This window comes from Micromonospora sp. M51, from assembly GCF_018070305.1.
Taxonomy (GTDB): domain Bacteria; phylum Actinomycetota; class Actinomycetes; order Mycobacteriales; family Micromonosporaceae; genus Micromonospora; species Micromonospora parva.
Map to the genome: position 1 here is coordinate 1 of NZ_JAGPXZ010000641.1, position 3,615 is coordinate 3,615.

Below are 3,615 nucleotides of genomic sequence, written 5' to 3' on the forward strand. Positions count from 1 at the left end.
CGCCGAGCGTCACGTCGGGGTGCTGCTCTGTGGGCACAGCCACGGGTCCGCGCTGCTCGCGCTCGCGGTGCTGCGGCTGCCCCCGCAGGTAGGTCAACGGGTCGCCCTGCTCACCTACGGGTCACCGCTGGACCGCCTGTACGCCCGGCTCTTTCCGGCCTACTTCAACGAGGAGATGCTTCGTGAGGTGGGGGAGCGGGTCGGCTGGCGGTGGCTCAACCTCTGGCGGGACACCGACCCGGTCGGCGGGTGGGTCTTCGCCGCACACCGGCCCGGCGATCCGCCTGCGGACCCGGCCGATCCGGCGAGTCACGTCGACCGGCGGTTGCGGGACCCGACGGACCTGCTGCCGGCACCGGGGGAGCGGTCTGCGCCAGTGCTACGGGGGCATCATCCGGGGGAAACCGACCCCGACTTCCGGGCCGCGGTGAACGACCTCATCGCACGCCTGCGAGCCGCGGGCTGAGCTGCGCCGGACGCCGACGGCGCTGAGCTGCGCCGGGCGCGAGGGCGGCGCTGGGCCGCGTCGGCGTCAACGGTCCATCTCGGGGATCCGGTCGGACTCCGCCACCGTCGCGCGGACCTTCCGCAGCGTGGCGTCCGGGGCACGAATGGCGGCACGCCAGCGGTCCAGCGTCCGGGTGAGCACCCGGACCACGAACTGCAACTGGTTGACCTGCTCGCGGAGCGTGCCCAGCTCGGACCGGGCGCTGAGCGCCTCGCCCTCCAACTGGGTGATCCGGGTCTGCAACGGCTGCACGAGGGTGATGGCGGCCTCGGTGAGGGTGTCGGCGGCATCGGCCTTGAACTTGCCCCGCTGCACCACAACGGCGGCGATCGCGGCCAGGCCGGTGCCGCCGCCGAGGATGCCGAGCACGCTGAGCGCCACCTGCACCCAGTGCGGTGCCGCCGGTGGGGGTGAGCTGTTCACGTGACACCTGTCCGCAACTGTTCGTAGGTGACGAGTTCGCAGGCGCGGGCCAGGCGACGCAGGTCGATGGCGATCTGTGCGGCCCGCCAGAGCGATCCCACAGTCACCGCCATCACGAACGAGATCGCGACGAGGGAGTTCCGGCCGGACATCACCAGTACGGCTACCGCGTACATGCCGGTGATCGTGCCGAGCACCAGCACCGACGCGAGTTCGAGGCCGAGCCCGGTGGAGAGCCGGCCGGGCCACACGATGCCCAGTAGCCCACCCACGCCCACCGCGATCAGCCCCAGTTCCCAGGCGACCTGGATCGGTGCCGGCATGGACGTCTGAACTGATGTCGGACGGACGTTGAGGGTCAGCATCAGCACGCCGCACAGCGGCGCCGCGGCCAGGACAGCGATCTCGTACGGCTGGTGGCGGGATCGGATACGGAGGTTTCCCACGGCAACTCCTTGGTCCAGGACCGACGTCCGGCAGTGGCCGGCGGACCAGTGCCGTTGGGTGGGTCGCGCTGTCGAGCGGCGATCCGTGCGGCGAGGCCCCCAGTGGTGCGTTGCCTGCTGACGGTCGTTGGGCGAGAAGTACGGAGCGACCAGACGTCGTTGGCTGCCGTTATCTGCCTGTGTAGCACCGATGACCGGTTGTCGTCCACCTGGCGTAACGTCGTATTACCGCAGGTCAGGGCGCATTTCAGAGGCCTCTGGACGGCATGTGCGCGGCAGGCGGCGACCCGGTCGTTCCACCACCTCGCCGACGGTCGGTGTCGGATATCTTACCGAGGGTGACAGTGGGGTGACTGGGTCGCCGATCGGTCAACGCGCAAGCAGGGCGCGCACCGCCCGGAGCACCTCGGCCGGGGCCTCCTCCGCCATGAAGTGTCCGCAGCTGACCGTCTGGTGCTCCAGGTCCGGCGCCCAGGCCCGCCACACCGCCGCCGCGTCGTAGCCCAGCGCCGCGCCCCAGTCCTGCTGGAGCACCGTCACCGGCATCCGCAGCTGGTTGCCGGCCGCCCGGTCAGCGGAGTCGTGCGCCACGTCGATCCCGGCCGACGCCCGGTAGTCGGCGACGATCGAGGGGACCGCCTCGCGGGACGCCCGCAGGTACGCGGCCCGCACGTGCGCCGGAAGGGCCTCCGGGTCACGGGTCCAGATGTCCAGGAAGTGACCGAAGAAGGCGTCCGGGCTGCCGGCGATCAGCTTCTCGGGCAGGCCGGGCGGCTGCGCCATCAGGTACAGGTGGAACGCGACACCGGCGCTGGTGCCGTGCAGCACGTCCCACATGTCCAGGGTGGGTAGCACGTCGAGCAGGGCCAGCTGGCTGACAGCCGCCGGGTGGTCGAGGCCGGCCCGGAACGCGACCAGGGCACCCCGGTCGTGCCCGGCCAACGCGAACCGGTCGTGACCGAGCGCGCCGGCCAGCGCCACGATGTCGGCGGCCATGGTGCGCTTGGCGTACCCGGTGCCGTCGGTGTCGAGCGGCTTGTCGCTGTCGCCGTAGCCGCGCAGGTCGGGGCAGATGACAGTGTGGTCGGCGGCCAGGTCGGCCGCGACGTGCCGCCACATGAGGTGGGTCTGCGGAAAGCCGTGCAACAGCACGACCGCCGGCCCGGAGCCGCCCACGGCGGCGTTGAGCGTCACCCCGTCGGCGACGGTGACGCGGCGGTAGTCGAATCCGTTGATCCTGGGGTCCACGGGAAATCTTCCTGGTGAGCAGTGCCGGCGGGGGCGGTGGCCCGTCGCCGTCGTACCTCGTCGAGCCTGCCCGCCGGTGATCAGCAGCCGGTCAGCGTCCGATCAGTGCCGGCCGGGCCGCCCGCCTACTGTGGTGCCATGACCAGGCAGCTGACGGCGCCCGTCGCGGTGACCTTCGGCGTACTCGGGCCGGTGATCGCCGCGACCGAGCACGGCCCGGTCCCGTTGCGGGGCCACCGGCAGCGCCTGGTGCTGGGCCGGCTGTTGATCGCCCACGGCCGGGTGGTGCCGGTGGAGCGCCTCGTCGACGACCTGTGGGAGGTCGCACCGGACGGCGCGGTGGGCGCCATCCGGACGTTCGTCGCCGACCTGCGCCGGGCCCTGGAGCCCGATCGACCACCCCGGCAGCCGCCCCGGATCCTGGTCACCGAACCACCCGGGTACGTGCTGAAGGTCGCCCCGGACGCGGTGGACGCCGGACGATTCGAGGCCGCCGTCGGCGAGGCGGCGGACCTGCTGGCGGCCGGCCGTCCCACACCGGCCGTGGCCGCGCTGGATGCGGCGCTCGACCTCTGGCGCGGGCCCGCGTACGCCGACTGCGCCAACGAGTCCTGGGCGGTCGCGGAGATCAACCGGCTGAACGAGCTGCGGATGCTCGCCGTCGAGCGGCGGGCGGAGGCGCTGCTGGCGGTGGGCCGACCGGACGAGGCCGCCGCCGACCTACCGGCACACCTGGCCAGCTATCCGCTGCGCGAGGACGCCTGGCGGCTGCTCGCCGTGGCCCGCTACCGCGCCGGCCGGCAGGGCGACGCGCTGGCCGCGCTGCGGGAGGCCCGCCACGTCCTGGTGACCGAGCTGGGCGTGGACCCGGGGCCCGAGCTGCGACAACTGGAAGCCGACATCCTGGCCCAGGCCCCGCACCTCACCCCACCGGTCGACCGGCCGGTCGCCCCCGGCCTCGGCGCGCCGGCTCGCCCCGGCGCGGGCGGG

4 protein-coding genes and 1 pseudogene are annotated in these 3,615 nt (G+C 73.1%); 2 read left to right on the forward strand and 3 right to left on the reverse strand.

The features are described 5' to 3' along the window. Positions 1-466 (forward strand): annotated as a pseudogene (locus KBX53_RS26135) (hypothetical protein); the annotation flags it as partial. Positions 467-532: 66 nt separating this feature from the next. Here the strand turns inward: KBX53_RS26135 and KBX53_RS26140 are convergent. From KBX53_RS26140 to KBX53_RS26150, 3 genes are all read right to left on the reverse strand, one after another. Beyond that, positions 533-931 carry a hypothetical protein gene (locus KBX53_RS26140; RefSeq protein ID WP_210862170.1) on the reverse strand — a complete coding sequence of 133 codons (399 nt, stop codon included), beginning with the start codon at positions 929-931 and terminating at the stop codon, positions 533-535. Beyond that, on the reverse strand, positions 928-1,377 hold the full coding sequence (locus KBX53_RS26145; protein ID WP_156057840.1) for a hypothetical protein: 450 nt from the start codon (positions 1,375-1,377) through the stop codon (positions 928-930). The genes KBX53_RS26140 and KBX53_RS26145 overlap by 4 nt, the downstream gene beginning before the upstream one ends. A gap of 369 nt (positions 1,378-1,746) precedes the next feature. After that, positions 1,747-2,625, reverse strand: coding sequence for an alpha/beta fold hydrolase (locus KBX53_RS26150; RefSeq protein WP_030335902.1), 879 nt, complete (start codon positions 2,623-2,625; stop codon positions 1,747-1,749). A gap of 138 nt (positions 2,626-2,763) precedes the next feature. Here KBX53_RS26150 and KBX53_RS26155 point away from each other — a divergent pair. Continuing rightward, positions 2,764-3,615 (forward strand): BTAD domain-containing putative transcriptional regulator (locus KBX53_RS26155; RefSeq protein ID WP_210862172.1); only part of this gene is annotated, 852 nt, incomplete at its 3' end.